Consider the following 25,297-nt stretch of genomic DNA (forward strand, 5'->3'; position numbering starts at 1 on the left):
ATTTGGGGTGGGGCGAGAAGCTCAGCCGTTGGGCAGGAAATACTTCTTGATGTTGTCGCCATCCGTCTTGAACAGGACGGACGTCCCGCGCAGATTTCGGATCTGCTTATTGGTGCGCTTGATCATGCCGTGGCGCTTGCCCTTCTGGGCATAGACCACCTTGCCGGTGCCGGTGATCTTGAAGCGCTTTTTAGCGCCCGATTTGGTCTTCAACTTGGGCATTTTGCTCTCCTGCAGGGCCGAGGCCCTATTCTGCGCGCCGGGAAACCGGCGCATATTCGCGCGAGCGAAAAGAACCGCCACGGCAGCCCATCACTGGCCGGACGGTTCGGAAGCGCGGCTTATAAGCGGTAAGACAGGAGGTTGGCAAGCCCGGGGAGCGTTCCGAGGCGGCGTTCCCTTTCGGTCGCGCTCCTCACCTCGGCTTGGCCAGCCGCCACAGCCAAAGGCTGAGCGCCAGCAGCACGATGAGCGCCACCGCGCTCGGCCATAGCGGCAGCGCCACGCCGCTCACCTGCACGTCCGGCTGCGTCGCGAGCCGGCCCGCCTGGCCGAGCGCCATGAGCCCGAAAATGACCGCCGACACTTTCAGTCCGGTGATCTGGGAGTGCATCGTTTTGTCCTCCAGAGGCCTAGAGCGCTTCAAGCCGTAGCGGACACCGGCACGGCGTTGGAAACGCGTCAAAGCAAAAGACGCTAGAGCGGTTCATATAAAGGCGCGGCCGGCGGGGAAAAGACAGCAGGGCGAGACGCCGCATTGCGGCCGCCCGCGCCGCGGCTTATTTGCGGAGCAGCCACAAAGCGGAGGGCCTCTCATGCGGCAGCCGGCGATTTTCCTCTCCCATGGGGGCGGCCCCTGCTTCTGGCTGGACGGCCCCATGGCCCGCGCTTTCGATCCTCTGAAGGCCTATCTCGCCGGCCTGCTCGACGCTCTGCCGGAGCGCCCGCGCGCCATCCTCCTCGTCTCGGCCCATTGGGAGGAGCCGCAGATCACGCTCGGCACGGCGAAAGCGCCCGAGATGATCTTCGACTATTACGGCTTTCCGGCCCACACCTATCGCCTGAGCTATCCCGCGCCCGGCGCGCCGGACCTCGCCGAGCGGGCGCGCGGCCTGCTCGCGGCGGCGGGCGTGGAAGCGGCGCTCGACGCGACGCGCGGCTTCGACCATGGCGTCTTCGTGCCCATGCTGATCGTCGATCCTGGCGCGAGGATCCCGATCGTCACTCTGTCGCTACGGCAGGATCTCGATCCTGCCTTCCACATCGCCGTCGGCGCGGCGCTGGCGCCGCTGCGCGAGGAGGGCGTGCTGATTCTGGGCAGCGGAAGCAGCTTCCACAATCTGCGCACCTTCTTCGACGGCGAGGCGAGCGCCGCTGCCGCTTTCGACGCCTGGCTGACAGAAGCGGCGACGAATTCCGACGCGAAAGAGCGCGACGCGCTGCTCGAGCGCTGGAGCGACGCGCCTTTCGCGCGCGCCTGCCATCCGCGCGAGGAGCATCTTCTGCCACTGATGGTGGTCGCCGGCGCCGCGGGCGCCGATGTCGGGCGCCGCGTCTTTCACGACCGGGTCGCCGGCAAGGCGATCTCCGGCTTCGCCTTCGGCTGAGCGCGACGGCAACGCGCGTCACGGGAACGGAAGGGCTCCGAAGACGGGTTGACGAGCAGACATCTTTCAAGCGTCATTCTTCAGCGTCATGGCCGCGCTTGTCGCGGCCATCCACGCCGCGACGGCCCGGAAAGCCTGAACACGAGCGGAACATCGCCGCCCTTTTCCCCCGGTCGCAAGGTCTCGGCGTGGATGCCCGCGACAAGCGCGGGCAGGATGCGGCTGTGTAAAAAGACGCGGCTGTGTAAAAATTGTCGACTGACCGGGACTTTCGAGCGCTTCCAGCCGAAGCGGACGCCGGCTGCACATTGGAAGCGCGTCGTAACAAACGCCTCTACACGCCATGTCGAGCAATGTGGTCGTTGCTCGAAGATTCCCGATCGCTCACGCCGCGTCGCGCGTTTCCGCCGGACCGAAATAATCGAGATAGCGCGCGTCGATCTCGGCGACGCGCATGATGGCGAAGACATCGGTCGTGTTGAATTTGCGATCGACGACGGCGCCGTCGCCGAATTTCGCGCCGCAACGCAGATAGCCCTTGATCAGCGGCGGCAGCGCGCTCATCGCCTTGCGCGCGTCGACGGCCTCTTTCGCCAGCATCTCCATCGGCACATGCAATTCGCGCCGCGCGCTGACGCGCCAGTCTTCATCGGCGCGCGCGTGATGCGCGAGAAAGCTCAGCGCCGCCGCATGGGCGAGCGGATTGGCGCCCTCGAGGCTCGCGCAGCCGATCATCGCATCGATGCGATGATGCCGCACATAGGCGAGTATGCCGCGCCACAAAAGCTCGATCGTGCGCTTGCCGCGATATTGCTCGAGCACGCAGGAGCGGCCGAGTTCGAGAAAGCGCATGCCGCTGTGACGCGCGAGCAGCGGCGCAATGTCATATTCGCCGGCCGAGTAGAATCCGCCCTTCTTCTCCGCGACGTCGCCGCGCAGCAGCCGATAGGCGCCGACCACCTTGGGCTTGATCTTGCCGAAGCGATTGCGCGCCTCGTGATCGATGACGATGAGATGATCGCAGAATTTGTCGAAGCGGTCGGCGTCGCGGCGCGTGATCGCCGCCTTGGCGTCGGGCGTCGCGCCGCCCTTGCGGAAGAAGACTTTGAAGCGCAGCCGTTGCGCTTTGCGAATTTCCTTCTTGCCGCAGGCGAGCCGCACCTCGAGCGCGCCGAGCCGCGCCAGCGGCCCTTCGATCGATGCGTGCTTCTTCTTTTTCGGTTTCAGGAAATTCTGCGGCTGCAGCAGAGGAAAGGCGCCGGCGATGATCTTGCGGCCGGCGTCGGCGTGGATCGCCCACATTTCGCGTATCGTCTCCGCTCATGTCGCGCTCGCGCTTTTCTCGCGAGCGCCTCGGATCGTTAGATCACGAGCGGGCGAAGCTTTTGTGACGACGGGCGCAGACAAAAGCGAGCTTTCAGGCTCGAGGTCCGATGCGTGGTCTGGACCGCGAGCCTTCAGGCTCGCATCGCGAACATTCACCCGGAAACGATGTCGAATGCGCCAGAGCGAGCTCGGCGAGGCCGCGCATAACGGCGTCCTCGTCCTTCGAGACGCCTGCTGCGCAGGCTCCTCGGGATGAGGACGCCGTCTTTCGTTCAGCGTTTCTGTGTCTGAGCCTGCGGGCCGTTCAGCATCGGCGTGATTCGACGCACGGTCACGCGGCGATTCTCGCGCGAGGGGCCTTGCGTCTGCACTTTCAGATATTGCTCGCCATAGCCTTGCGTCGTCAGATTCTCCGGCGGCACGCCGAAGTCGCGCGACAAGATCGTCGCCACCGCCTGCGCGCGATGATCGGAGAGCGACAGATTGTCGACATCCGAGCCGACCGCGTCTGTGTGTCCCTCGATGAGGAACACTTCGGCGGGATTGCGCTTGATCGCTTCGTTGAGCGCCTCGGCGACGAGCACGAGCCGCTGCGCCTGATCCGGCGTGATCGCCCAGGAGCCGGTGTCGAAATTGATCGTGTCTATGTCGACGCTGCGCGAATAGGCGCGCAAGGACGGGCTGTGGCGGATTTCGTCCAGCGTGTAGCGGCGCGACATGGGCGCGAGCGGCGGCGCCGTCAGCGTCTCATAGAGCAGACGTTCATCCGCGGCGCCGTAATCGACGACATAGGCGTCGGGCGCGATCTCGATCGGCGGCGGCGGCAGCACGACGACCTCCTCGACGAAGCCGCGCGGCGGGCCGCGGAAGCCATTGTCGATGAGAATGATCTCGCGACCGTCGGGGAAGCGGCGCAGGCGGCGCAGCAGCACGCCATTGGCGTCGGTGAAGGTCAGCACCTCGCCGCCGTCGCGGCGGGCGTAGACGCTCACATATTCGTCGCCGCGCCGCTCGCTGCGCAGATTGCCGCCGAGCTCGCGGAAACGCTCGTTCTCGTCATGACGGATGAAGGCGCCGCCGCCGTCGCGCACGATGGTGCGGCCGGGCTCCTGCACGACGAAGACGCCGTCGCGCTCGAATTGCTGGCGGCGATTGTGGATATCGTCGAGGCGATGCGCGCCGGGCTGGCTCAGCACGAAGCCGCCGACGAGCCCGGCCGCCGCGCCAATGGCCGCCGCCGCGGCCGGCGACACGCGCGGTCCGCCGCCGTGAGGCGGAGCCGGCGGCGGCGCCCCATAGGGTGCGCCCGCCTGGGGCGGCGGCGCGCCGTAAGCTCCGCCGGCCTGCGGCGGGAGATGCGGTGGCGCCCCAGCGGCGTCGGGAGCGGCGCCGGGCGGGACAGCGCCGGGCCCTCCCGGTGGCAGGAAGCGCCCGCCGGCGCCGGCGGGCGGCTGGCCGGCGTGATCTCCGGCGGGCCCGCCGGGGGGAGCGCCATTGGGTCGCGGCCCGGCTCCAGGCGGGGGCGCGGGAAGGAAATTGCCGCCTTGCGTCGGCGGGGCCGGCGGTTGGCCGTGGGGCGCCGGAGCCTCGGGTGCGGCGCCTGCGGCCGGAGCCGGATGCGGTCCGCCGAGATGAACGGGAGCGCCTCCGGGGGCGCCGCCGGGGGGCGGCGCTCCCGGAGCAGCGGGCTGCTGTCCGCCTGCGGCCGGCGCGGCCGGGACGCGCGCAGGCGGCGCGCCCGCGGTGCCCTGGCCGTTCTGGGTGGGAAGAGGAGGCCGGCCGGCCGGAGGAGCCCCGCCGAGCGTCGGCGCCGGGCTCGCGGGCGCCGCGGCCGGGTGGGGCGTCGGAACCGCGGCCGGCGTGGGAGCAGGAGCAGGAGCAGGAGCCGGATGCGGGATCGGCGCTTGCCGAATCGGCGCGGCCTGTTGCAGCGGATGGAGGATCGCCGGGCCGGGCGGCGCGGCGGGCGCGCGGAGCGGGGCGACCTCCTGCGGGGGCGCGGCGCGCAGCTGCGGGCGCGGCATGGGCGGGGCGCCGGCTCCCGGATAGGGAGACGGGCGCGGGCCGGGCTGCGGCGCGAGCGGCTGATGCATGGGCTCAGGCTGCTGATGCATGGCGGGCGCCGGTCCGGGCGCGGGTCCCGGATGGAAGGGCGCGGGGCCGGGAGCGGGGGGCCGGGCCGTCGGGGCAGGGGCGGGCGCGGGTCGCTGTGGCGGTTGCCGCTTCTCGTGATTCGGATCGGCCCCCTGCGGCGCGGCCTGCGCCAGCACGATGCCTTCGCCGGCCGCGGCCGGCCCGACGCCGGCTTGCGGGCCGAGCGCCAGCGACGGAGTCATCAGCCCCGCGAGCAGCAAATTCTTTCGTCTCGACATATGGTTCTCCACGACCAGGGCGTCAGTGTTCGCAATCCCCGCGCTCCTGTTGTGCCAAAAGCGCGGGGCGAAATTTTTTCTTTTTTGTGGCTGTGGCGAAGCGCGGCGCAGGATCGGAAGGGTCAGATCGCCTCGCGGGCGCCGTCCGTGCGGCGGCGAGAGCCGTCGATCGCCTCGAGGATCGCCGCCGACAAAGCGTCGAATTCCACGGGCTTCGTCAGCAGGAAGTCGACCCCGGCCCCGCGCGCGGCGCGCTCGTCCTCCTCGAGCGCGCTGGCGGTGAGCGCGACGATCGGGCGTCGTCTCGCGCCCATGCGCGCCTCCTCCGCCCGAATCAGGCGCGTCGCCTCCAGCCCGTCGAGCTCGGGCATGAACACATCCATCAAAATCACGTCGAAGGGCCGCATGCGTCCGGCGATCGCCGATCGCGCGAGCTCGACGGCGCGCGCGCCGTCCTCCGCGCGCGTGACCAGCGCGCCGAGCTTCTCGAGATGGCGGCAGACGATCAGCGCATTGACGTCATTGTCCTCGGCGACGAGGACGCGCCGTCCCGAGAGCGTCGGCTCCGGCGCGACGAATCCGGTCCCGTTGCGCGTCGGCGGCGGCGCCGCCGACAGACGCTCGACGAGCGAGGCGGCGCGCACCGGCTTCACCAGCCAGCCGTCGAAATGACGTAGCGCCGCCTCGCCGAAGGCGCGCCGCTCCATGGGCGAGAACATCAGGAACACGCGGCCGGCGCCGGCGCGCCGCGCCTCGTCGGCGAGACGCTCGGTCGCCGCCTCGCCGAAAGCGCAGTCGACAACCACGGCGTCGAAACGTCCCTCCCGCTCCTCGCCGAGACGGCTCGCGCCGCGCGTCTCGTCCTGCGCGATCTCGGTCTGCGCGCCGGCGCCGCGCAGGATCTCGGCCATGAAGGGCCCTTCGAAGATCGTCGGCGAGACGATCAACACGCTCGAGCCGGCGAGCGGCCGCTTGCGCTCGCGCGCGCGATCGTCGAAGAGCGCATGCGGCCCGCGCGGCAGGGTGAAGACGAAGATCGCGCCCGAGCCCGCGCTCTCCTCGATCTCCAGCCGACCGCCCATCAGCCCGGCGAGATGGCGCGAGATGGCGAGGCCGAGGCCGGTGCCGCCGTGCCGGCGCGTCGAGGAGCCGTCGCCCTGCTCGAATTCCTCGAAGATCATCTCGCGCGCCGCCGGCGCGACGCCCGGCCCGGTGTCGGCGACGCGAAAGACCAGCGCGCCTCGCGCGTCGCGCTCGACCCTGAGGCCGACGCCGCCGCTCGCGGTGAAATTCACCGCATTGCCGGCGAGATTGACGAGCACCTGGCGCACGCGCGCGGCGTCGCCGCCGACGGTCTCCGGCGCGTCCGGCGCGATATAGCTCGCGATCTCGAGATGCTTGGCTTGGGCGCGCGGCGCCAATAGCTCCACCACGCCCTCGACGAGCGGCGCCAGCGCGAAAGGCTCGACCTCGAGCTCGATCTTGCCTGCCTCGATCTTGGAGAAGTCGAGAATATCGTCGATGAGCTGGGCGAGCGAGCGGCCGGAGGCGGCGATCGCGTCGACATAGCTCGCCTGCTCGGCGTCGAGCCGCGTCGCCGCGAGCAATTGCGCGAGGCCGAGCACGCCGTTGAGCGGCGTGCGGATCTCATGGCTCACCGTGGCGAGGAAGCGCGATTTGGCCTGGCTCGCCGCCTCGGCGCGGTCGCGCGCGGCGGCGGCGGCGCGCAGCTCCCAGATTTCGTCGCGCAATCCCTCGAGCTCGGTCTCGACCGCGCGCCGCCGCCACGTTCGGCGCGAGCGCAGAAACCACAGCCAGCCGGTCGCGGCCAATGCCGCGAAGAAGGCGAGGGCGACGTAGGCGCAATCGGGGAGGGGAGGCATGCGGAGCGTCCAAAACCATTCGATGACGGGTTATTCCACGGCAATAGAGAGAAAAGTATGAATTGACGGGCCGAGCGCAAGCTCAGGCGGCCGCGCGCGCGCCGGCGGAGCCGCCCCGATAGGCGAGAGCTTCGGCGAGATGGCGGCGCGTGATCGCATCCGAGCCGTCGAGGTCGGCGATGGTGCGGGCGAGCTTCAGCGCGCGGTGAAATCCGCGCGCCGAGAGCGCCAGACGCTCGGCCGCCTCGCGGATCAGCGCCGTCCCGGAGGCGTCGAGCGCGGCGGCTTTTTCGATCACGCTCGCCGGAGCGCTCGCATTGGTGGTGGAGCCGGCGAGCCCGAGCTTCTCATAGCGCCGGCGCTGGCGCTGGCGCGCCGCGGCGACGCGCGCCGCGACCTCGGCCGAGCCTTCGGCCGGAGGGGGCAGGACGAGATCGGCCGCGGACACGGCGGGAACCTCGATCCGCAGATCGAAACGGTCGATCAGCGGGCCCGAGAGCCGCGCCTGATATTGCGCGACGCAGCGGTCATTGGGCTGGCGGCGGCATGCGAAGCCCGGGTCGAGCGCATGGCCGCAGCGGCACGGGTTCATCGCCGCGACGAGCTGGAAGCGGGCCGGATAGACGGCCCGGTGATTGGCGCGCGAGACGGCGACCTCGCCGGTCTCCAGCGGCTGGCGCAGGCCGTCGAGCGCCTGCGCCTGGAACTCCGGCAATTCATCGAGGAACAGAACCCCATTATGGGCGAGCGAGATCTCGCCCGGCCGCGCGTGCGAACCGCCGCCGACCAGCGCCGGCATGGAGGCGGAATGATGCGGCGCGCGATAGGGGCGCCGATCGGTGAGCTCGCCGCCCGCCAGCTCGCCGGCGACGGAATGGATCATCGAGACTTCGAGCAGCTCGCGCGGCGACAGCGGCGGCAGAATGGAGGGAAGGCGCGCCGCCAGCATGGATTTGCCGGAGCCGGGCGGCCCGTTCATCAGGAGATTATGGCCACCGGCCGCCGCGATCTCCAGCGCCCGCTTGGCGCTCTCCTGGCCCTTGATGTCGGCGAGATCCGGGAGGTCCGCGGCCGCCGCGCGCACGGCGGGCTCGGGCCGCGCGAGGACCTGCGTTCCCTTCAGATGATTGACGAGCTGGATCAGCGAGCGCGGCGCGATCACTTCCATCTCGCTCGACGCCCAGGCGGCCTCGGGGCCGCATTGGCGCGGGCAGACCAGCCCATGGCCGCGCATATTGGCGGCGACGGCGGCGGGCAGCACGCCCGCGACCGGCGCGATCGCGCCGTCGAGCCCCAATTCGCCGAGCACCGTATAGCCGTCCAGCGCGTCCGAAGGGATGGCGCCGATCGCCGCCATCACGCCGAGCGCGATCGGCAGATCGTAATGGCTGCCCTCCTTGGGCATGTCGGCCGGCGCGAGATTGACGGTGATGCGCTTGGCCGGCAGCGCCAGGCCGGAGGCGATGAGCGCCGCCCGCACCCGCTCCCGCGATTCGGCGACCGCCTTGTCGGCGAGGCCGACCAGGGTGAACACGACATTGCCGCTGGCGATCTGGACCTGAACATCGACCGGCTTGGCTTCGATCCCCTCGAAGGCGACCGTCGAGACCCTGACCACCATGGCGAAAGCTCCGAGCCGAGCAAAAATCGGCTTAACGCAAACAGGGCCATAGTAGATGCGGCGCCGCGCCTCCGCAAGAACAATATGAGAACGAAATTTCGCCGCGCTTCGGCAACGGCCCGCTAACCGGCGCGAGCTAGAGTCTTTTCATGTTCGATGCGATGGAGCATGAAAAGACTCTAGCTCTTGTTTTGACGCGTTTCCAACGCCGAACCGGTGCCCACTTCGGCTGGAAACGCTCTAGGCTCTTGTTTTGACGCGTTTCCAAGGCCGAACCGGTATCCACTTCGGCTGGAAACGCTATTGTCTACGCCGGGATTTCAGGCTCGATATTTTCGAGATTTGCGAAAGCGGCGCCATGGCGCCGCCGCGCTCTCGTGACAAAAGAGCGCGGAAACGGGCTTCGCCCGAGAGCGAAAGCGGGCTGCGCCCGAAGGATGGGAAGCGCGAGATGTCTCAAACGAATCGAATGAGGACGGCGCTCGGCGTCGCGGCTCTGACCTTGGCGCTGGGGCTCGCTCCGGCGAGCGCGCGGGCGGCCGAATGCGGGCGCAACGGCGAGGGGTTCGACACCTGGCTCGACGGTTTCCGGCGCGAGGCCGCATCGGCGGGAATATCGAAGACGGCGATCGATTCGGCGCTCGGCGACGTGTTCTACGACCGTTCGGTGGTCTCGCACGACCGCGGTCAGAAAGTGTTTCGCCAGACCTTCGAGCAATTCTCGGCGCGCATGGCCAATTCCTTCCGCGTGAGCAAGGGGCGCTCGCTGTTGCTCAAACATGCGGCGCTGTTCAAGCGCATCGAGCAGAAATATGGCGTGCCGGGGCCGGTTCTCGTCGCGATCTGGGGGCTGGAGACGGATTTCGGCTCCTATCTCGGCAATTTCCCGACGATTCGCGCCTTGGCGACGCTCGCCTATGATTGCCGCCGCTCGGAAAAATTCCGCGCCGAACTGCTCGACGCTCTGCGCATCGTCGAGCGCGGCGATCTCGATCCCGCGCAAATGCGCGGCGCCTGGGCCGGCGAAATCGGCCAGACGCAGTTCATGCCCTCGTCCTATCTGAAATTCGCCGTCGATTTCGACGGCGACGGCAAGCGCGATCTCGTTCACAATACGGCGGATGTGCTCGCGTCCACGGCCAATTTCCTGCACGGCTACGGCTGGAAGCCGGGCGCCGGCTGGGACGAGGGCGAGCCGAATTTCCCGGCGCTGCTCGAGTGGAACAAGGCGAAGGTCTATTCCAAGACCATCGCCCTGCTCGCCGACAAGATCAAAGGCGCAGGCGACTGACGGAGCGCCCCGCGATCTCGAATGACGCGCGCGTCGTTTTGGCGATCCGCGCTTCGACGTCGGCGAATCTTATTCCGCGGGCGCGGCGTCGGCCGTCTTCATCGGATGCGTCGGCCTGTGCCGCAGATAGATGAAGAACATGGCGATCACGGCCGTGCCCATCAGCAGATACAAGGGCAGCGTGCGCATGAAGCTCATGCCCACGGAGAAGGGGAAGCGCGACACCCAGCGCTCGCCATGCTCGCCGGTGACCGTCACTATGCCCACGAAATAGCCCGCATCCGGGAAGTCGTGCTCGAAATTGATGGTGCCGGTCGGATAGGTGCGCGGGCCGCGATAGGCGACGGTCACCGCATTGAGGTCGGCGTTCTCCTTGTCCTCGCTGCCGATGTCCTTGACGATCCTGATCTCCACCGCCATGTCGCGCAGCTCGTCCTGCTCGGCGTCGAGCGCGATGATGGTGTGGCCGGTCGCTGGAATATCCTCGCAGAATTCGTTTTTCGAGGCGTCCGGCAGATAGCCGGTGAAATTCATGATGTCGGGGCCGATGAAGAGTCGGCATCGCCCTTCGGCGGAGCCGAGCCGGCCATGGGCCGAGGCGGGAGCCGCCGCGGCGAGGAGCGTCAGCAGCAGAACGAGGAGAACAGGCGGAGCGGAACGTGTCGCAGAGCGCAGAATTCCATCGAACGACCGCCAGAACGGGACAAGACCGCTGTCGGACATGATGATTCCCCCATGGGCCATTTGTTGCGGGCCTCGTTCCGTGGGCGCCTTCGCTCCGACGACGAAGCGAGAGCCGGATCGGAAGACCCGGTCGCTCGCCGCCCGCGACAATGCGGCATGTTAGCGCATTCTCCGGGGGCGGCAAGAGCGCGAGCGGGCTCGGCTTTTTTCCGTCGCGTCGAATAGGTTTCGGGCGTGGGGCGGAATGCAATACTGCGAGTTTTGCTTGCGGCTTGTTCGGCGTGGCGCGGCCTTTGCCGGATTCGGCCCGCGGACTCTTGTTTTTCCGCGGGCGGCGCGCCATATTCGCCGGCAAGGACCGCGCCGATTGGCCGGATAGACCGGGCCGCGCGGCCTTTTTCGAGAGGATGCTATGTCCAATTTCGACCGCAACACGAGCTTCGGCTACCGGGGCGGCGTCTCCAGAGCCGGCACGGCCGAGATCGACCAGGGCCTGCGCGCCTATATGCTCGGCGTCTATAATTACATGGTCCTGGGTCTCGGCGTGACCGGCGTCGTCGCGCTCGGCACTCATATGCTCGCCGTGGCCAAGGAAGGCGGCCGGCAGGTCGCGCTCACGCCTTTCGGTCAGATGCTGTACACGAGCCCGCTGAAATGGGCTGTGATGCTGGCGCCGCTGGCTTTCGTGTTCTTCCTCGGCTTTCGCGCCGACCGCATCTCCGCGGCGACGGCTCGCAACCTGTTCCTCGCCTTCTCGGCGGTGATGGGGCTGTCGATGTCGTCGATCATGATCGTCTTCACCGGCGCGTCCATCGCCAAGGTGTTCTTCATCACCGCGGCGGCCTTCGGCGGCCTCAGCCTCTACGGCTATATGACGAAGCGCGATCTCTCGGCCTTCGGCTCCTTCCTGGTGATGGGCCTGTGGGGCCTCGTGCTCGCGAGCCTCGTCAATCTGTTCTTCCAGAGCAGCGCGATGCAGTACGCCTTGTCGATCCTGTCGGTGCTGATCTTCGCGGGCCTCACCGCCTGGGACACGCAGTCGATCAAGGACGGTTATTATCAGAGCGCCGGCTATGGCCATGAGGTCGTGGCGAAGCAGAGCATTTTCGGCGCTCTGTCGCTCTATCTCGACTTCATCAACATGTTCCAGTCGCTGCTCTACCTCTTCGGCGAGCGCAACGACTGACCGTCGAAGCGACGGGAACAACGGACGAGAAGGCCCCGCTGCGGCGGGGCCTTTTTCTTTGTCAGTCGCGCACCAATTCGAGCTTTTTCTGCAGCACGGCGATGACGCGCGCGAGCTCGGGGCCGCGACGCATCACCAGGCCGCCGGAGGCGACGACGCAGAAGGCGCCCTGACGGCGGCCGAGCTCGGGATTTTTCTCGATGCGATAGAGCGGCGACTCGCTGGCGCGGCGAAAGACGGAGAACACCGCTTTGGTCGGGGAGAAGTCGATGGCGTAGTCGCGCCATTCACCCGCCGCGACCTTCGAGCCATAGAGATCGAACAGCAGCCGCAATTCGCGTCGGTCGAAAGACACGAGCGGGGCGGTTCTGCTCTCGGGCGCGGTCTTTGTCCGTTCCGGGTCGTTGGTCGCGCGGCCTGCCACGACGGCGAGCAGGCCGCGCCGCCGGCTGGGTTCGGTCGTCTCCGTCTCGCTCATGCCGCTGTCCCCATCTCTCGCGGCATGATCGCGCGGCAATGGCGCGAGGGCAAGACAAAGATGACATTCAGGCGACGATCGGCGCGGCGCCAAAGGTCAAATTTCACATTTTCGCCAATATCGAGCCCCTTGTCCGCCAAAGGAGCCGACCAATATCTAACGTATTGCCTCGACAGGCTCGGAAAGTGGTTTTTCCGGATTTCGTCAGCCCCCCAGCCCCCCGGAAGGGCGCTTTTCGAGCAGCGTGAGTTCGTGGCGATGGACGGGCCGGCCGGGCGACGCTCGGGCGGCCCGTCTTGTTTTTGCGAGTGGCGCATCGTTTTCGCTTGTCGCGCATCGCGCCAGTCCCGGCGGCGACGCGTCCCGGCAGTCTTGCAACTTTGCCGATGATCTCCGATATCATGCCTCGCGTCCCGCTCGAGGCGGCTCGACGGGCGCCATTGCCGATCAATGACGATCTCTATATCCCGGCCAGTGCCCGCGCGCCGTCGGCCATGCTTCCATTTGCGGGAAGCGGCGCGTGCGGCGGAGCCGATAGAAAAGCGGAGACGACGCCCGTGAACGATCACGCCGAAACACATACGATCGACGCAGCCGAGCGCAGCGATTACGGCTTCCAGGCCGATGTCGCGCGGCTCTTGGAGCTGATGACCCATTCGGTCTATTCGGAGCGCGACATTTTCCTGCGCGAGCTCGTGTCCAATGCGGCGGACGCGATCGAGAAGCTGCGCTTCGAATCGGTGGCGAATGAAGCGCTGGCGGCGCAGGCCGGCGCGCCGCTCGTCACCATTGCGGTCGACAAGGACTCCCGCACGCTGAGCGTCACGGATAATGGCGTCGGCATGTCGCGCGACGATCTCGTCGCCGCGCTCGGCACTATAGCGAGCTCCGGCACGCGCGCCTTTCTCGACGATCTCGAGGCGAAAGGCGGCGCCGAGCAGGGAAACGCGGCCATCGGCGGGTCGCTCATTGGACGCTTCGGCATCGGCTTCTATTCCGCCTTCATGGTCGCCGATCGCATCGAGGTGGCGACGCGTCGCGCGGGTTCGTCCGAAGCCTTCCTATGGACATCGGAAGGCAAGGGCTCGTTCCAGATCGCGCCGCTCGCTCTCGATGCGGCGCCCGCGGTCGGCACGCGCGTGACGCTGCATCTCAATTCCGCATCGGACGAATTCCTCGAGCCCTATCGCATAGAGCAGATATTGCGCGAGCATTCGGGCGCGATCGCCATTCCGATCGATCTCGTCGAGGAGCAGGGCAAGGAGCCGCGCCGCCTCACCGACGGCACGGCGCTGTGGACCAAGTCAAAATCCGAGGTGAGCGAGCAGGACTATAAGGACTTCTATCAGCAGATCTCCGGCCAGTTCGACGAGCCGGCGCTCACCATTCATTGGCGCGCGGAAGGGCGCACGGAATATACGGTGCTCGCCTTCGTGCCCGGCTCGCGGCCCTATGATCTCTTCGATCCCCAGCGCAAGAGCCGCTCCAAGCTCTATGTGCGCCGCGTGCTGATCTCGCGCGAAGCCGATGTTCTGCCGCCCTGGCTGCGTTTCATGCGCATCGTCGTCGACAGCGCCGATCTGCCGCTCAATGTCTCGCGCGAGATGGTGCAGACCAATCCGATCCTCGCCGCGATCCGCAAGGCGGTCGGCACGCGCGTGCTCAAGGAGCTCGCCGATCTCGCCGCCAATGATTCGGAGAAATTCGCCGCCGTTTGGAAGAATTTCGGCGCTGTCCTCAAGGAGGGCCTGCACGAGGACCCGGTGCGACGCGACGAGATTTTCGCCATAGCGCGTTTCGCGACGGCGCAGCATCCCGATGGCGACCGCAGCCTGAAGGACTATGTCGAAAATCTGCGGCCCAATCAGACCGCCATTTATTACATCACCGGCGACGACAAGAAGCGGCTCGCCGCGAGCCCGCAGCTCGAAGGCTATCGCGCCAAGGGCATAGATGTGCTGCTGTTGCACGATCCGGTCGACTCCTTCTGGGTGACGAGCGCGGTCGGCTATGACGGCAAGCCGTTCAAATCGGTGACGCAGGGCGCCGCCGACATGGACGCCGTGCCGACGCCGGAAGGCTCCGCCGACACGCCGCCCGCCGAGGCGAGCGCGGAGGTCGCGCTGCTCACCGGCATGTTGAAGGAGACGCTCGCCGGCGAGGTCGACGATGTGCGCGTCTCGACGCGTCTGCGCGAGAGCCCGGCCTGTCTCATCGCCGCCGATCACGGCTTCGATCTGCAGCTCGCGCGCATGTTGCAGGAGAGCGGCAATAAGGGCGCCTTCGGCAAGCCCGTGCTCGAGATCAATCCGCGACACGAGGCGGTGCTCGCGCTCGCGCGAAAGGCGAAGGCCGATCGCGCCGGCGCGGAAGACGGCTTCTGGCTGCTGTTCGACACGGCCCGCATCGCCGATGGCGAGGCGCCGCTCGACGCGGCCGCATTCGCCAGGCGCGTCGCCGCGCTGCTCGCCAAAGGGTGACGCGTCTGTCTGTTCTCGCGCAGGATCATGTGACGCGCGCCGCGGCGCTCGACGAGGTCGCGGCCTTTCTCGATCGCTGCGGCGTCGAGGACGCGCGCCGCGACGCGCGTGCGCTGCTGTTCGCCGCCGGCGGTTTCACCGCGGCGGAGTTGCTGCTCGAGCCGACGGCGGCGCTCACAGGCGCCGCGCGGGAAAAGCTGCGAGGCTATGCGCAGCGCCGCGCGGCGCGCGAGCCCGTGTCGCGCATTCTCGGCGCGCGCGGCTTTTGGACGCATGATCTCGTCGTCGCGCCGCGCGTGCTCGATCCGCGGCCGGACACGGAGACGCTGATCGAGCTTTCGCTCGAGCTCATGCGCGAGCGACGGCGCGACGCGCTGCGCATCCTCGATCTCGGCGTCGGCTCGGGCGCGATTCTCTGCGCGCTGCTCGCCGAATTTCCCAATGCGCGCGCGATCGGCGTCGATCTCGGCGCGGACGCCTGCGCCGCAGCCGCGCTGAATTTGTCACGCTGCGGTTTTTCGCAACGGGCGGCGGTGCTGCGCGGCCGCTGGGCCGATGCGCTCGCCGCGCGATTCGATCTCGTCGTCTCCAATCCGCCCTATATCGCCAGTGGAGAGCTGGATGCGCTCGAGCCGGAGGTGCGGCTCCATGATCCGCGACTCGCGCTCGACGGCGGCGCCGACGGACTCGATTGTTATCGCGAGATCGTCGAGGAATTGCCGCGTCTGCTCGCGCCGATGGGCGCGGCGGCGCTCGAGGCGGGAGACGGTCAGGCGCGCAGCGTCGCCGCGCTATTGGCCGAGAAAGGCCTCGAGCCGGCCGGAATTCGCAAGGACGCCGGCGGACGCGAGCGCGCCGTCGGAGCGCGTCGCCGCAGCTGACGCATCGAAGGAGGGGACGCTGGTCGTGACATATTGGCTACACCTCCTATTTATGTTGGAGACCGAACGTTCGCGCCCTTGGCGAGGCTGCCGGGGTAGACTATAGTCGCCTTCGACAAGACGCTGATCGTCGTGAGCGACGCCGAGCGCGGATGAGGGGAAACACGGCCGGTCCCCGAAATTTTGCCGATGGCGCGCATTCCGCGCCGCATGGGCCGGAGTCCGGCGCCGCCGTTCGAACCCGAAAAGACGATGCCCGAAAAGACGATGCATGATCGGGTGTTTGGCGCGCGACACGGAGCGTGTGCGGGCAATCGAGCGTGAGCGGCGGTTTCGCGAACGAACCGAGGGCGTGAGGAACGCGCGCGGAGGCGCTCGCGAAAGTCGGACGATAAGGTCGAACGACAAAGTCGGATGACAAGCCGGATGACCTGGACGCTGTCTCTCTACCGAGTCGTAAGGGCCGAGCGCGCCCTTTGCTCAGCAGCGCCTTCGAGGGTGTCGGCGGCGCTCGGATAGGAAATGTGAATTCGGCGCAGGCGATTCTATGAGGACGCCGCGCCGGCCGCGCGATCCATATCGGGATCGCGCAAGCGACAGAACGGACAGAAACGCCTGCTCGAGGTCGAGCGGAGCCGCTCCGTTGGATCGGGCAGTTGCGGTTAATGGCCGCGCCCGGCTTCCGCCTCTGACGCAGTTTCGAGCGTTCGTCCCTTTCGGCGCGTTCAGCCGAAGCACGACACGCCGAGCCAGCTAAGCGTAAGGACCTTCTCGGGGATATTCGATGAGACCAGGACAGAATAAACGTATCCGCGGCCGCAATAGTGGTCGAAAAGGACCCAATCCCCTCACACGCTCCTACGAGTCGAACGGGCCCGACGTGAAGATTCGCGGCACCGCTCAGCATGTCGCCGAGAAATATCTTCAGCTCGCCCGCGACGCGCAATCCTCCGGCGACACGATCATGGCCGAGAGCCTGCTGCAGCACGCGGAGCATTATTTCCGTCTGATCGCCGCGGCTCAGACCGCGCAGCAGCAGGCGCAGGGCGGCTATGGCCGCACCTATGAGGCGACCGAATCCGATCTCGACGACGATGAAGATTTCACTGGAATCTCGGATCGCTTCGCGCCGCTCTCCGAGCGCTTGCCCCAGACCGCCGGCTATCAGCCGCCGCCGCAGCCTTATGCTTCCGCGCCCTATGCGCCGCAGCCCGTGGCGCAGCCGCAATTCGCGCCGCAGCCGCAGCCACAGCCGCAACCCTATGAGGAGCGTCCGATCGGCGAGCGTCCGGTCAACGAGCCGCGCTATGAGCGCCAGCCGCGTCAAGATCGCGGGGGACAGGATCGTGGTGGGCAGGATCGTGGTGGGCAGGATCGCGGGGGCTTCCGCGATCGCCGCGACCGCAATGCCGAACCGAACGCCGAGGGCGGCGGCGAGCGGCCGCAGCGCCAGAATTTCGACCGCAATCGCGAGCGGCGCTTCCCGCCGCGTGTGCAGCCCGCCGTGCAGGACGAGGCGCCGGCCGCAGCGCTGCCGTCCTTCATCACCGCGCCGATTCGCGCGGTCGGCCCGGAGGAGACGGAGACCTTCGCCCGCACGGAGCGCGCCGCGCTTCGCGATCATGAGGAGGCGGCCGCGGGCTTTCATCTCAATCAGCGCCGCCGCCGCCGCACGCGTCCGCAGAACGAGGACGCCAACGGCAATGTCGCCGCCGACGAGCCGCCGCGTTCCGACGAGCTGCCGCTCGCCGATTGAGCGGGACGCCGCGCCGCGCGGTCAGAGCGCCGCGCGTCTTTGCCCCCGCAGCGCCCGCTGGGCGAGAATCTTGTCGATCCGGCGGCCGTCCTTGTCGAGAACTTCGAAGCGCCAGCCATGCGCGTCGAAGCTCTCGCCGATCTCCGGCAGATGGCCGGCATGCGCCAGAACGAAGCCGGCGGCCGTCTGATAGCTCCGGTCCTCGGACGCAGGCATTGCGAGAAGCTCCAGCATCTCGTCGGCGGGCATGCCGCCGGAGATGAGCCATGAGCCGTCGTCGCGCTGCACTGCATGCGGCTCCGGCGGCCCTTCCGCCGTCCCGAATCCGCCGGCGATCGCCTCCAGAATGTCGGCGTCGGTCACGATCCCCTGGAAGTGGCCATATTCGTCGAAGACCAGCGCGAGATGGACGGAGGCGCGCTTGATCATCTCGACCACGTCCAGCGCGTCGGCGGAGGTCGGGACGATCGGAGCGTGGCGCACGAAGTCGCGCGGCTGCGGGCTCTCGCCGCGCAGATAGGCGTCGAGCAGGTCCTTAGCTTGCAGCACGCCGAGCATGTTCTCGGTCTTGCCGCGATAGACGGGCAGCCGTGAATGGACGCTGGCGATGATCGTCTCGCGGATCGTCTGCGGCGAGTCGTCGAGATCGATCATGTCGACCTCGCCGCGCGGCGTCATCACGCCGCGGACAGGGCGATCGCCGAGACGCATGACGCCGGCGATCATCGCGCGCTCGCCCGGCTCCAGAACGCCGGCCGTCTCGGCCTCGGCGACGAGCGCCCGGATCTCCTCGTCCGAAACGAGATGCGCGCCCGCCGCGCCATAGCCGAGGGCGCGCAGAAGCGCGCGTCCGGAGAGGTCGAGAAGGAAGACGAGCGGCGCGGCGAGCCGAGCCAGCACGCTGAGGACCGGAGCGACGGCGGCGGCGATCCGTTCGGGATCGCGCAAAGCGATCTGCTTGGGCACGAGCTCCCCGACGATCAGCGACACATAGGTGATCGCCGCGACGACGAGACCGACGCCGAGCGTCTCCGACATCGCCGGAGACAAGCCGCGCGAGGCGATCCATTCGGAGAGCCGCGCGCCGAGGGTCGCGCCGGAGAAGGCGCCGGACAGCACGCCGATCAGCGTGATGCCGATTTGAACGGCGGAGAGAAATTTTCCGGGATCGGAGGCGAGGACGAGGGCGGCGCGCGCGCCGGGAACCCCGCGCTCCGCCGAGGCTCTGAGGCGCGCAGGGCGAGACGAGACGACGGCGAGCTCCGCCATGGCGAGCGCGCCATTGACCAGGGTCAAGGCGATGACGACGGCAATTTCCAAATAGGGCATGGGCAAGTAAGGCATGGGTGAGAGCATAAGGGCGCCGTTCCCGTCCCGCGAGTCCCCTTCGGGCCGGCGGCGAAGCGGCGCCTGCGTCCGAGCGGAAAAATCCTCGCGCTCCAGTTGGTCGCACCCTCTTTTCGAGCGCGAGGGTCTTTCCCATATCGGCCATAACGGTCGCCGCAAGGGGCCGATTTCACGCCATATAGGGACGAGGCGCGCCGCTTTACGTGGCGCCTCGACGCCGGAGGGGTCTCCATGAATTTCGACAAATACACGACGCGCGCGCAGGGCTTCGTGCAGTCGGCATTGTCGCTCGCGACGCGCGAGGGCAATCCGCAGCTCACGCCCGAGCATGTGTTGAAAGTGCTGCTGGACGATGAGCAGGGCCTGTCGGCCGGCCTCATCGACCGCGCCGGCGGCCATTCGCGCGAAGCGCTCGCCAAGACGGAAGCCGCGCTGGCCAAGCTGCCGAAAGTCTCAGGGGGCGGGGCCGGACAGCCTTCGCTCAATCAGGCGACGGCGCGGCTCTTCGACAATGCCGAGAAGCTCGCGCAAAAGGCCAGCGATTCCTATGTCACTGTCGAGCGGCTGCTGCTCGCGCTCGCCCTCGAGAAGGGGACGGAGGCCGCGCGAATTTTGAGCGATGCGGGCGTCACGCCGCAGACGCTCAACGCCGCGATCGAGGATTTGCGCAAAGGCCGCACCGCCGATTCCTCCTCGGCCGAGAGCGCCTATGATTCGCTGAAGAAATATGCGCGCGATCTCACCGAGGCCGCGCGCGAGGGCAAGCTCGACCCCGTCATCGGCCGCGACGAGGAAATTCGCCGCACCATTCAGGTGCTGTCGCGCCGCACCAAGAATAATCCCGTGCTGATCGGCGAGCCCGGCGTCGGCAAGACGGCGATCGTCGAAGGCCTCGCTCTGCGCATCGTCAATGGCGATGTGCCGGAATCGCTGGTGGACAAGAAGCTGCTCGCGCTCGACATGGGCGCGCTGATCGCCGGCGCGAAATATCGCGGCGAGTTCGAGGAGCGGCTGAAGGCGGTGCTGAACGAGATCACCGCCGCGCAGGGCGGAATCATATTGTTCATCGACGAGATGCACACGCTGGTCGGCGCCGGCAAGGCCGATGGCGCGATGGACGCCTCCAATCTGCTGAAGCCGGCGCTGGCGCGTGGCCAATTGCATTGCGTCGGCGCGACCACGCTCGACGAATATCGCAAGCATGTGGAGAAGGATGCGGCGCTGGCGCGGCGCTTCCAGCCGGTGTTCGTGGATGAGCCGACGGTGGAGGACACCATCTCCATTCTGCGCGGGCTGAAAGAAAAATACGAGATGCACCATGGCGTGCGCATCACCGACGCGGCGATCGTGGCGGCGTCGACGCTCTCCAATCGTTACATCTCCGACCGCTTTCTGCCCGATAAGGCGATCGATCTCGTCGACGAGGCCGGCTCGCGCCTGCGCATGCAGATCGATTCCAAGCCGGAGGAGCTCGACGAGCTCGACCGCCGCATCATCCAGCTACGCATAGAGCAGGAGGCGTTGCGCAAGGAGACCGATCCGGCGTCGAAGGACCGTCTCGCCAAATTGGAGACCGAGCTCGCCGATCTGACCGAGAAATCATCGGCGCTCACCCAGCGCTGGAAGTCCGAGAAGGACAAGCTCGGCGTCGCCCAGAAGCTGAAGGAGCAGCTAGAGACCGCCCGCAACGAGCTCGCCCAGGCGCAGCGTCGCGGCGAGTTCCAGCGCGCCGGCGAGCTCGCCTATGGCCTCATCCCCGATCTCGAGCGCAAGCTCGCGGCGAGCGAGAAGGAAGGCGCGCAGAAAATGCTCGAGGAGGAAGTGACGCCCGAGCATGTCGCGCAGGTCGTCTCGCGCTGGACCGGAATTCCGGTCGATAAAATGCTCGAGGGCGAGCGCGAGAAGCTGCTGCATATGGAAGACGAACTGTCGCGCCGCGTCGTCGGGCAGAGGGAGGCGGTCGCCGCCGTCTCGACGGCCGTGCGCCGCGCCCGCGCCGGATTGCAGGACCCCAACCGCCCGATCGGCTCCTTCATCTTCCTCGGGCCGACCGGCGTCGGCAAGACGGAGCTGACCAAGGCGCTGGCGAGCTTCCTGTTCGACGACGAGACGGCGATGGTCCGTCTCGACATGTCGGAATATATGGAGAAGCATTCGGTGGCCCGGCTCATCGGCGCGCCTCCCGGCTATGTCGGCTATGAGGAGGGCGGGGCGCTCACCGAGGCCGTGCGGCGAAGGCCCTATCAGGTCGTGCTGTTCGACGAGATCGAGAAGGCGCATCCGGACGTGTTCAACGTCCTGTTGCAGGTGCTGGACGATGGCCGCCTGACCGACGGCCAGGGCCGCACCGTCGATTTCAAGAACACGCTCATCATCATGACGTCCAACCTCGGCTCCGAATTCCTGGTGATGCAGCAGGAGGGCGAGGATTCCTCCGCCGTGCACGCCGAGGTGATGCAGGTGGTGCGCGCGCATTTCCGGCCGGAGTTCTTGAACCGCGTCGATGAGATCGTCCTGTTCCACCGCCTGCGGCGGGAGGATATGGGCGCGATCGTCGATATTCAGATCCTCAGGCTGCAAAAGCTGCTGGATGATCGCAAGATCACGCTGAAGCTCGACGACAAGGCGCGGGCGCTGCTCGCCGCCAAGGGCTACGACCCCGCCTATGGCGCGCGGCCGTTGAAGCGCGTGATCCAGAAGGAGCTGCAGGACCCGCTCGCCGAGGCGCTGCTCGGCGGCGACATTGTGGACGGCTCGACCGTGTGGATATCGACCGATCCGCATGGGTTGACCTTGGACGGGCGGCCGATCGGGCGGCGGAGCTTCGGGGCCGAAAAGGCGGCGTGAGCGAAAAGGCGGCGTGAGATGGGGGCGCGGCGGCGCCCCCTCATCCGACCTCGCTTCGCGAGGCCACCTTCTCCCGCGAGGGGAGAAGGGGCGCTGCGTCTAAATTCCGATTGTCTTTCAAGAAAGGGCGTTCTCCTTCTCCCCTCGTGGGAGAAGGTGGCCCTCGCGTCAGCGAGGGATGAGGGCCCTTCGGCGCGTAACTTGCTTCTCGCGAAAGCGGAGGCGCGCGAATGAAATTCTATATGACGCCGGGGTCCTGCTCGACCGGAATTCACATTCTGCTCGAGGAGATCGGCCTCGTCTTCGAGGCCTATATCCTCAATCTGCCGCGAGGCGACCATCTGAAGCCGGAATATCTGGCCATTAATCCCCATGGCACGATTCCGACGCTGTTGCGCGACGACGGCACGGCGCTCTGCGATTTTGTCTCGATCGCGACATGGCTCGCCGAGACCTATCCGCGCCGCAAGCTGCTGCCCGAGGACCCCGCCGGCAAGGAGCGGGCGATGGAGGTGCTCAATTTCGCGACGCGCTACATTCATGGCGAGGGCTTCCGCCGCGTCTTCACGCCGGAGCGCTACGCCGTCGCGGGCGACATAGAGGCGGTGAAGGCGCAGGGGCGCGAGATCGTCGCCGAGGCGCTGCTGAAGGTGAGCGGCGAGCTCGACGGCAAGAGCTATGCGGCGGGCGCCTTCTCCATCGCCGACGCCGGCCTCTTCTATGTGGAGTTCTGGGCCGACAAGATCGGCATGGAGCTGCCCGTCAATTGCCGCGCCCATTACGAGCTGATGAAGACGCGGCCCACTGTGCGGCAGGTGCTGGCCGAGGAAGGCTATCGCTGATTGCGCGCGACATCTTGCCGCATGGGCTCCCCGGCGGGCGCCTTGACCCTTTGCGGGCTCTCCCCTAGCGTGTTGGCTCGCAGCTCGGAGTAGGCGGCCCGTGCAAGCTGAGACCCGTTGGATCTTCAAGATGGATAGAGCCGTCGTCGGCATGCTGGCGGCTGCGGTCCTTCTGTTGCAGATCGTGGCGGTGGGCTTCGCTGCCGGCGCGATGGCCGAGGGCGGCGCTTTCGGCGTTGTCTGCGTCACCGATCAGTCGGGCTCCACATCCTCCGGCTCCGCGCCTGTCCAGAAGCATGTCGGCCCATGCTGCATGCTCCATTGCAGCGGTTCGGCCGAGGTCGACGGGGCCGATACGGTCGTCATCGTCCTGAGCTTCGACTTCCCTTCGGCGATCGTCCCGATTATCGACGATCGAACGGCCGCCGCCGCGCCGCCGGAATTGCGGCCACTCTCTCCACGCGCGCCACCCTCGCGCCTCGCCTGATCCCGCGCGACGCGACTGCGAAGTCGTGAGAGGGAGGGCTCCCGAGCCCCTCCCCCGAGCAGGGATGAGGACTGCGTCGGACGGATCGAAAGGCGTTATCGCCGCGATCGCGACGCCGGAAGCGGAGTAGAGAGCGACAGGCTCGCCTCCGTCCTCCCATCCAGACGATTTCCGCCTGTGTTTTGCCGAGCGGTCGCGCATCGACGTCGCGCAGCTCGCAGTCTCCCGGGCGATCCCATCGGCGACGCGGCCCGCAGCGGCGGCGCGCCTCTCCTCTTCACTCGGAAGCTCTCCTCCGAGTGGGGCTCCCAACTTTCCCCCCTGCCCGACCAAGGTTCGGGCAGGGTTTTTTTGTGTGGGGGATCAGGCGGCGGCGGCGGTGACGCGATTGCGGCCGGCGCTCTTCGACTCGTAGAGCGCCTTGTCGGCGCGGCGCAGCAGCGCCTCGGCGTTGGCGTCGCGTCCGCGCTCCGCTATGCCGATCGAGGCGGTGACCGGTATGGCGGCGCCGTTGCGGTCGATGCAGAAGGGCTCCGACTGTATGGCGGCGCGCACGCGCTCGGCCACTTTGGCGGCGACGACGAGCGGCGTGTCCGGCATCACGATGACGAATTCCTCGCCGCCGAGACGGCAGATGAGATCGGCGCTGCGCACCACGCGGCGCATCCTCTGGGCGAAATGCTTCAGCACCGCGTCGCCGGCGTCATGGCCATGGGTGTCGTTGACCGATTTGAAGTGGTCGATGTCGAGCATCATCAGCGTCAGCGCGCGGCCCTTATGGGCGGCCTGGTCGAGCAGAGCGGCGAGATGCGTCTCGAGATAGCGCCTGTTGTTGAGGCCGGTCAGCGAATCGACGGCGGCGAGCTCGATCGCCGCCTGCAGATCGGAACGCAGGCTGTCGGCATAGCGCTTGCGGCGCAGCTGGCTGCGGACGCGGGCGACCAGCTCGTTACGATCGACGGGCCGCACGATATAGTCGTTCACGCCGAGATCGAGGCCGCGCAAAATGCGGCTGCGGTCGTCCATATCGGCAATGACGAGAATCGGCAGCGCCCGCGTGCGCTCCAAAGAGCGAATCTGGCTGCAGAAGCGCAGCGCGTCGAATCCGTTGAGATCGAGGCTCACGGCGATGAGATCGAAATCGCCCTCGGCGGCGCGGAATAGCGCATCCTGCGGATCGGAGACGATCGTCACCTCATGCAGGTCGCGCAGCGCCATGGTGATTCGCTCAGCCGAGCTGCCGCGGTCCTCGAGCACCAATATGCGGCCGTTCTTGCCGGCGTCGGCGATTGCGCGCGCGCCCTTGTCGCCGAGGCCGAGGCTCGCCGACGTGTCCGCGCGGGCGCGCAATTCGTCGAGCATCACCTTGAGGCGGGCGAGCGAGCGCACGCGCGCGATGAGCGCGACCTCGTCCACCGGCTTGGTGAGAAAATCATCGGCGCCGGCCTCCAGGCCGCGCAGCCGGTCGGCGGGCTGGTCGAGCGCGGTGACCATCACCACCGGAATATGCGCGGTGAGGGGATCGGCTTTCAGACGTCGGCAGACCTCGAAACCGTCCATGCCGGGCATCATGACGTCGAGCAGGACGATGTCGCAACGATCCTCGCGGCAGAACGCCAGCGCCTCGGGCCCGTTGGTCGCGGACAGGACGTCGAAATATTCGGCCGTCAGACGCGCCTCCAGCAATTTTACATTGGGCGCCAAATCGTCGACGATCAGAATGCGTGCGGTCATGGCGCTCGGCCTCTCATCTGTCCGCCAAAAATGCGTTCACGGTTTCTAGAAAGCGGGCCACGGAGATCGGCTTCGAGAGATAGGCCTCGCAGCCGCCCTGGCGAATTTTCTCCTCGTCGCCCTTCATCGCGAAGGCGGTGATCGCGATGATCGGGATGGAGCGCAGCTGCTCGTCGTCCTTGAGCCAGCGCGTGACCTCGAGGCCGGATATCTCCGGCAGCTGAATGTCCATCAATATGAGGTCGGGCGAGTGGCTGCGCGCCAGCGCGATGGCCTCGACGCCGCTCTTGGTCTGCAGCGTCGAATGCCCATTGGCCTCGAGGAGATCGTTGAAGAGCTTCATGTTGAGCTCATTATCCTCTACGATGAGGACGGTTTTGGGCATTGGCTCCGCTCTCGCGATTCTGCTCTCGTTTCGGCGCGGCTCGCGCCCATTGGCGTCTCGTTCCCGAAGGCGGCGGCGGAAGGTTCCGTC

Annotated in this window: 20 protein-coding genes; 9 read left to right on the top strand and 11 right to left on the bottom strand. The window is 67.3% G+C overall.

The genetic code is table 11. The features are described from left to right. Window positions 1-21: 21 nt before the first annotated feature. Window positions 22-222, bottom strand: coding sequence for a 50S ribosomal protein L35 (rpmI, locus tag AC6IY7_RS13320; RefSeq protein WP_003612034.1), 201 nt, complete (start codon window positions 220-222; stop codon window positions 22-24). 193 nt (window positions 223-415) lie between these two features. Continuing rightward, window positions 416-613 carry a hypothetical protein gene (locus AC6IY7_RS13325; protein ID WP_497779738.1) on the bottom strand — a complete coding sequence of 66 codons (198 nt, stop codon included), beginning with the start codon at window positions 611-613 and terminating at the stop codon, window positions 416-418. Between the two features lie 202 nt (window positions 614-815). Between AC6IY7_RS13325 and AC6IY7_RS13330 the strand changes: the two genes are divergently transcribed. Further along, a complete protein-coding gene (locus AC6IY7_RS13330; RefSeq protein WP_497779740.1) occupies window positions 816-1,607 on the top strand; it encodes a DODA-type extradiol aromatic ring-opening family dioxygenase in 792 nt (263 codons plus the stop codon). 384 nt (window positions 1,608-1,991) lie between these two features. On the opposite strand, the gene olsB is transcribed toward AC6IY7_RS13330, so the two are convergent. The 4 genes from olsB to AC6IY7_RS13350 all read right to left on the bottom strand — a co-directional run bounded on the left by olsB (window position 1,992) and on the right by AC6IY7_RS13350 (window position 8,809). Then, window positions 1,992-2,909, bottom strand: a complete 918-nt coding sequence (gene olsB, locus AC6IY7_RS13335) for a l-ornithine N(alpha)-acyltransferase (RefSeq protein WP_497779741.1) — start codon at window positions 2,907-2,909, stop codon at window positions 1,992-1,994. A 296-nt stretch (window positions 2,910-3,205) separates the two neighbouring features. Next, window positions 3,206-5,305, bottom strand: coding sequence for an OmpA family protein (locus tag AC6IY7_RS13340; protein ID WP_497779742.1), 2,100 nt, complete (start codon window positions 5,303-5,305; stop codon window positions 3,206-3,208). Window positions 5,306-5,427: 122 nt separating this feature from the next. Beyond that, window positions 5,428-7,188: an ATP-binding protein gene (locus tag AC6IY7_RS13345; protein WP_497779743.1), complete on the bottom strand. Its 1,761-nt coding sequence runs from the start codon at window positions 7,186-7,188 to the stop codon at window positions 5,428-5,430. Window positions 7,189-7,270: 82 nt separating this feature from the next. Beyond that, window positions 7,271-8,809 (bottom strand): YifB family Mg chelatase-like AAA ATPase, encoded by a 1,539-nt coding sequence (locus tag AC6IY7_RS13350; protein ID WP_497779744.1) that lies wholly within the window; start codon window positions 8,807-8,809, stop codon window positions 7,271-7,273. Window positions 8,810-9,260: 451 nt separating this feature from the next. On the opposite strand from AC6IY7_RS13350, the gene AC6IY7_RS13355 reads away from it, so the two are divergent. Beyond that, complete coding sequence (locus AC6IY7_RS13355) at window positions 9,261-10,100, top strand: lytic murein transglycosylase (RefSeq protein WP_497779745.1); 840 nt, start codon at window positions 9,261-9,263, stop codon at window positions 10,098-10,100. Between the two features lie 69 nt (window positions 10,101-10,169). Here AC6IY7_RS13355 and AC6IY7_RS13360 read toward each other — a convergent pair whose 3' ends face one another. Further along, entirely contained in the window at window positions 10,170-10,823 is a 654-nt protein-coding gene (locus AC6IY7_RS13360) for a hypothetical protein (protein WP_497779746.1), read from the bottom strand. A gap of 373 nt (window positions 10,824-11,196) precedes the next feature. Between AC6IY7_RS13360 and AC6IY7_RS13365 the strand changes: the two genes are divergently transcribed. Then, the gene (locus tag AC6IY7_RS13365; protein ID WP_497779747.1) at window positions 11,197-11,970 is read left to right on the top strand and encodes a Bax inhibitor-1/YccA family protein; all 774 of its coding nucleotides are present in this window, start codon (window positions 11,197-11,199) and stop codon (window positions 11,968-11,970) included. A 61-nt stretch (window positions 11,971-12,031) separates the two neighbouring features. Here the strand turns inward: AC6IY7_RS13365 and AC6IY7_RS13370 are convergent, their stop codons facing one another. After that, complete coding sequence (locus tag AC6IY7_RS13370) at window positions 12,032-12,448, bottom strand: DUF2794 domain-containing protein (RefSeq protein WP_497779749.1); 417 nt, start codon at window positions 12,446-12,448, stop codon at window positions 12,032-12,034. A gap of 494 nt (window positions 12,449-12,942) precedes the next feature. Here AC6IY7_RS13370 and htpG point away from each other — a divergent pair, with 494 nt between their 5' ends. From htpG to AC6IY7_RS13385, 3 genes are all read left to right on the top strand, one after another. Continuing rightward, complete coding sequence (gene htpG, locus AC6IY7_RS13375) at window positions 12,943-14,928, top strand: molecular chaperone HtpG (RefSeq protein WP_497782840.1); 1,986 nt, start codon at window positions 12,943-12,945, stop codon at window positions 14,926-14,928. Then, a complete protein-coding gene (prmC, locus tag AC6IY7_RS13380) occupies window positions 14,925-15,809 on the top strand; it encodes a peptide chain release factor N(5)-glutamine methyltransferase (RefSeq protein ID WP_497779752.1) in 885 nt (294 codons plus the stop codon). The genes htpG and prmC overlap by 4 nt, the downstream gene beginning before the upstream one ends. 784 nt (window positions 15,810-16,593) lie before the next feature. Next, a complete protein-coding gene (locus tag AC6IY7_RS13385) occupies window positions 16,594-17,565 on the top strand; it encodes a DUF4167 domain-containing protein (RefSeq protein WP_497779753.1) in 972 nt (323 codons plus the stop codon). 21 nt (window positions 17,566-17,586) lie between these two features. On the opposite strand, the gene AC6IY7_RS13390 is transcribed toward AC6IY7_RS13385, so the two are convergent. Further along, on the bottom strand, window positions 17,587-18,909 hold the full coding sequence (locus AC6IY7_RS13390) for a hemolysin family protein (protein WP_497779757.1): 1,323 nt from the start codon (window positions 18,907-18,909) through the stop codon (window positions 17,587-17,589). Between the two features lie 234 nt (window positions 18,910-19,143). On the opposite strand from AC6IY7_RS13390, the gene clpB reads away from it, so the two are divergent. The 3 genes from clpB (at window position 19,144) to AC6IY7_RS13405 (ending at window position 23,088) form a co-directional block, all read left to right on the top strand. Beyond that, window positions 19,144-21,759: an ATP-dependent chaperone ClpB gene (gene clpB, locus AC6IY7_RS13395; protein ID WP_497779761.1), complete on the top strand. Its 2,616-nt coding sequence runs from the start codon at window positions 19,144-19,146 to the stop codon at window positions 21,757-21,759. Between the two features lie 230 nt (window positions 21,760-21,989). Then, window positions 21,990-22,601, top strand: coding sequence for a glutathione S-transferase family protein (locus AC6IY7_RS13400; protein ID WP_497779763.1), 612 nt, complete (start codon window positions 21,990-21,992; stop codon window positions 22,599-22,601). 130 nt (window positions 22,602-22,731) lie between these two features. Further along, on the top strand, window positions 22,732-23,088 hold the full coding sequence (locus tag AC6IY7_RS13405; RefSeq protein WP_497779765.1) for a hypothetical protein: 357 nt from the start codon (window positions 22,732-22,734) through the stop codon (window positions 23,086-23,088). A gap of 363 nt (window positions 23,089-23,451) precedes the next feature. On the opposite strand, the gene AC6IY7_RS13410 is transcribed toward AC6IY7_RS13405, so the two are convergent. Beyond that, entirely contained in the window at window positions 23,452-24,822 is a 1,371-nt protein-coding gene (locus tag AC6IY7_RS13410; protein WP_497779766.1) for a PleD family two-component system response regulator, read from the bottom strand. Window positions 24,823-24,835: 13 nt separating this feature from the next. Beyond that, a complete protein-coding gene (locus tag AC6IY7_RS13415; RefSeq protein ID WP_024880681.1) occupies window positions 24,836-25,207 on the bottom strand; it encodes a response regulator in 372 nt (123 codons plus the stop codon). Window positions 25,208-25,297 lie beyond the last annotated feature (90 nt).

This window comes from Methylosinus sp. is20ea (assembly GCF_059718135.1).

Bases quoted from the DNA above. Each gene is read 5' to 3' on its own strand.
- rpmI (WP_003612034.1), bottom strand. From the start codon at position 222: ATGCCCAAGTTGAAGACCAAATCGGGCGCTAAAAAGCGCTTCAAGATC.
- AC6IY7_RS13325 (WP_497779738.1), bottom strand. From the start codon at position 613: ATGCACTCCCAGATCACCGGACTGAAAGTGTCGGCGGTCATTTTCGGG.
- AC6IY7_RS13330 (WP_497779740.1), top strand. From the start codon at position 816: ATGCGGCAGCCGGCGATTTTCCTCTCCCATGGGGGCGGCCCCTGCTTC.
- olsB (WP_497779741.1), bottom strand. From the start codon at position 2,909: ATGTGGGCGATCCACGCCGACGCCGGCCGCAAGATCATCGCCGGCGCC.
- AC6IY7_RS13340 (WP_497779742.1), bottom strand. From the start codon at position 5,305: ATGTCGAGACGAAAGAATTTGCTGCTCGCGGGGCTGATGACTCCGTCG.
- AC6IY7_RS13345 (WP_497779743.1), bottom strand. From the start codon at position 7,188: ATGCCTCCCCTCCCCGATTGCGCCTACGTCGCCCTCGCCTTCTTCGCG.
- AC6IY7_RS13350 (WP_497779744.1), bottom strand. From the start codon at position 8,809: ATGGTGGTCAGGGTCTCGACGGTCGCCTTCGAGGGGATCGAAGCCAAG.
- AC6IY7_RS13355 (WP_497779745.1), top strand. From the start codon at position 9,261: ATGTCTCAAACGAATCGAATGAGGACGGCGCTCGGCGTCGCGGCTCTG.
- AC6IY7_RS13360 (WP_497779746.1), bottom strand. From the start codon at position 10,823: ATGTCCGACAGCGGTCTTGTCCCGTTCTGGCGGTCGTTCGATGGAATT.
- AC6IY7_RS13365 (WP_497779747.1), top strand. From the start codon at position 11,197: ATGTCCAATTTCGACCGCAACACGAGCTTCGGCTACCGGGGCGGCGTC.
- AC6IY7_RS13370 (WP_497779749.1), bottom strand. From the start codon at position 12,448: ATGAGCGAGACGGAGACGACCGAACCCAGCCGGCGGCGCGGCCTGCTC.
- htpG (WP_497782840.1), top strand. From the start codon at position 12,943: ATGCTTCCATTTGCGGGAAGCGGCGCGTGCGGCGGAGCCGATAGAAAA.
- AC6IY7_RS13385 (WP_497779753.1), top strand. From the start codon at position 16,594: ATGAGACCAGGACAGAATAAACGTATCCGCGGCCGCAATAGTGGTCGA.
- AC6IY7_RS13390 (WP_497779757.1), bottom strand. From the start codon at position 18,909: ATGCCTTACTTGCCCATGCCCTATTTGGAAATTGCCGTCGTCATCGCC.
- clpB (WP_497779761.1), top strand. From the start codon at position 19,144: ATGAATTTCGACAAATACACGACGCGCGCGCAGGGCTTCGTGCAGTCG.
- AC6IY7_RS13400 (WP_497779763.1), top strand. From the start codon at position 21,990: ATGAAATTCTATATGACGCCGGGGTCCTGCTCGACCGGAATTCACATT.
- AC6IY7_RS13405 (WP_497779765.1), top strand. From the start codon at position 22,732: ATGGATAGAGCCGTCGTCGGCATGCTGGCGGCTGCGGTCCTTCTGTTG.
- AC6IY7_RS13410 (WP_497779766.1), bottom strand. From the start codon at position 24,822: ATGACCGCACGCATTCTGATCGTCGACGATTTGGCGCCCAATGTAAAA.
- AC6IY7_RS13415 (WP_024880681.1), bottom strand. From the start codon at position 25,207: ATGCCCAAAACCGTCCTCATCGTAGAGGATAATGAGCTCAACATGAAG.